Below are 2,912 nucleotides of genomic sequence, written 5' to 3'. Positions count from 1 at the left end.
GAGACAGACTCGTTATAGGGTCAAGCGAACAAGTGCATGTGGTGGATGCCTTGGCGATCACAGGCGATGAAGGACGCGGTAGCCTGCGAAAAGCTACGGGGAGCTGGCAAACAAGCTTTGATCCGTAGATGTCCGAATGGGGAAACCCACTCCTTTTGGAGTATCCATGGCTGAATACATAGGCCATGCGAAGCGAACGCGGTGAACTGAAACATCTAAGTAACCGCAGGAAAAGAAATCAACCGAGATTCCCAAAGTAGTGGCGAGCGAAATGGGATGAGCCTTGCACTCTTTATTTATATTGTTAGCCGAACGCTCTGGAAAGTGCGGCCATAGCAGGTGATAGCCCTGTAGGCGAAAGCAGTACGAAAGAACTAGGTGTGCGACAAGTAGGGCGGGACACGTGAAATCCTGTCTGAAGATGGGGGGACCATCCTCCAAGGCTAAATACTCGTGATCGACCGATAGTGAACCAGTACCGTGAGGGAAAGGCGAAAAGAACCCCGGGAGGGGAGTGAAATAGATCCTGAAACCGCATGCATACAAACAGTCGGAGCCTCGTAAGGGGTGACGGCGTACCTTTTGTATAATGGGTCAGCGACTTACGTTCAGTAGCAAGCTTAACCGTATAGGGCAGGCGTAGCGAAAGCGAGTCCGAATAGGGCGTTCAGTTGCTGGGCGTAGACCCGAAACCAAGTGATCTATCCATGGCCAGGATGAAGGTGCGGTAACACGTACTGGAGGTCCGAACCCACTAACGTTGAAAAGTTAGGGGATGAGCTGTGGATAGGGGTGAAAGGCTAAACAAACTTGGAAATAGCTGGTTCTCTCCGAAAACTATTTAGGTAGTGCCTCGTGTCTCACCTTCGGGGGTAGAGCACTGTCATGGTTGGGGGGTCTATTGCAGATTACCCCGCCATAGCAAACTCCGAATACCGAAGAGTGCAATCACGGGAGACAGACATCGGGTGCTAACGTCCGGTGTCAAGAGGGAAACAACCCAGACCGCCAGCTAAGGTCCCCAAATATAGCTAAGTGGGAAACGAAGTGGGAAGGCTAAAACAGTCAGGAGGTTGGCTTAGAAGCAGCCACCCTTTAAAGAAAGCGTAATAGCTCACTGATCGAGTCGTCCTGCGCGGAAGATGTAACGGGGCTAAGCTATATACCGAAGCTGCGGATGCGTGCTTTGCACGCATGGTAGGAGAGCGTTCCGTAAGCCTGCGAAGGTGCGTTGAAAAGCGTGCTGGAGGTATCGGAAGTGCGAATGCTGACATGAGTAGCGATAAAGGGGGTGAAAGGCCCCCTCGCCGTAAGCCCAAGGTTTCCTACGCAACGTTCATCGGCGTAGGGTGAGTCGGCCCCTAAGGCGAGGCAGAAATGCGTAGCTGATGGGAAGCAGGTCAATATTCCTGCACCATTGTTAGATGCGATGGGGGGACGGATCGCGGAAGGTTGTCCGGGTGTTGGAAGTCCCGGTCGCTGCATTGGAGAAGGCACTTAGGCAAATCCGGGTGCGTAATTCAAGGGTGTGGCGCGAGCTCCTTAGGGAGCGAAGCAATTGGAAGTGGTTCCAAGAAAAGCCTCTAAGCTTCAGTCTAACGATGACCGTACCGCAAACCGACACAGGTGGGCGAGATGAGTATTCTAAGGCGCTTGAGAGAACTCGGGAGAAGGAACTCGGCAAATTGGTACCGTAACTTCGGGATAAGGTACGCCCTTGTAGCTTGATGCCCCTGCGGGCAAAGGGTGAAGGGGTTGCAATAAACTGGTGGCTGCGACTGTTTAATAAAAACACAGCACTCTGCAAACACGAAAGTGGACGTATAGGGTGTGACGCCTGCCCGGTGCCGGAAGATTAAATGATGGGGTGCAAGCTCTTGATTGAAGTCCCGGTAAACGGCGGCCGTAACTATAACGGTCCTAAGGTAGCGAAATTCCTTGTCGGGTAAGTTCCGACCTGCACGAATGGCGTAACGATGGCCACACTGTCTCCTCCCGAGACTCAGCGAAGTTGAAGTGTTTGTGATGATGCAATCTACCCGCGGCTAGACGGAAAGACCCCATGAACCTTTACTGTAGCTTTGCATTGGACTTTGAACCGATCTGTGTAGGATAGGTGGGAGGCTATGAAACCGGAACGCTAGTTTCGGTGGAGCCGTCCTTGAAATACCACCCTGGTTTGTTTGAGGTTCTAACCTTGGCCCGTGATCCGGGTCGGGGACAGTGCATGGTAGGCAGTTTGACTGGGGCGGTCTCCTCCCAAAGCGTAACGGAGGAGTACGAAGGTACGCTAGGTACGGTCGGAAATCGTGCTGATAGTGCAATGGCATAAGCGTGCTTAACTGCGAGACCGACAAGTCGAGCAGGTGCGAAAGCAGGTCATAGTGATCCGGTGGTTCTGTATGGAAGGGCCATCGCTCAACGGATAAAAGGTACTCTGGGGATAACAGGCTGATACCGCCCAAGAGTTCATATCGACGGCGGTGTTTGGCACCTCGATGTCGGCTCATCTCATCCTGGGGCTGTAGCCGGTCCCAAGGGTATGGCTGTTCGCCATTTAAAGAGGTACGTGAGCTGGGTTTAAAACGTCGTGAGACAGTTTGGTCCCTATCTGCCGTGGGCGTTGGATATTTGAAGGGGGCTGCTCCTAGTACGAGAGGACCGGAGTGGACGAACCTCTGGTGTACCGGTTGTCACGCCAGTGGCATCGCCGGGTAGCTATGTTCGGAAGAGATAACCGCTGAAAGCATCTAAGCGGGAAACTCGCCTTAAGATGAGATATCCCTGGGGACTAGATCCCCTTGAAGGGTCGTTCGAGACCAGGACGTTGATAGGTCAGGTGTGTAAGCGCAGTAATGCGTTCAGCTAACTGATACTAATTGCCCGTAAGGCTTGATCCTATAACAAGTCTG

General features: G+C 52.7%; 1 rRNA gene. It reads left to right on the top strand.

The annotated features are described in order from the left end of the window. Nucleotides 1–18: 18 nt before the first annotated feature. A 23S ribosomal RNA gene (locus U4Y91_RS36430) occupies nt 19–2,900 on the top strand. Nucleotides 2,901–2,912: the final 12 nt, after the last annotated feature.

The sequence above is a fragment of the Burkholderia sp. BCC1993 genome (assembly GCF_905339865.1).
In the GTDB taxonomy this organism is placed as follows: domain Bacteria; phylum Pseudomonadota; class Gammaproteobacteria; order Burkholderiales; family Burkholderiaceae; genus Burkholderia.
This window is presented reverse-complemented; position numbering and strand designations above follow the sequence as displayed.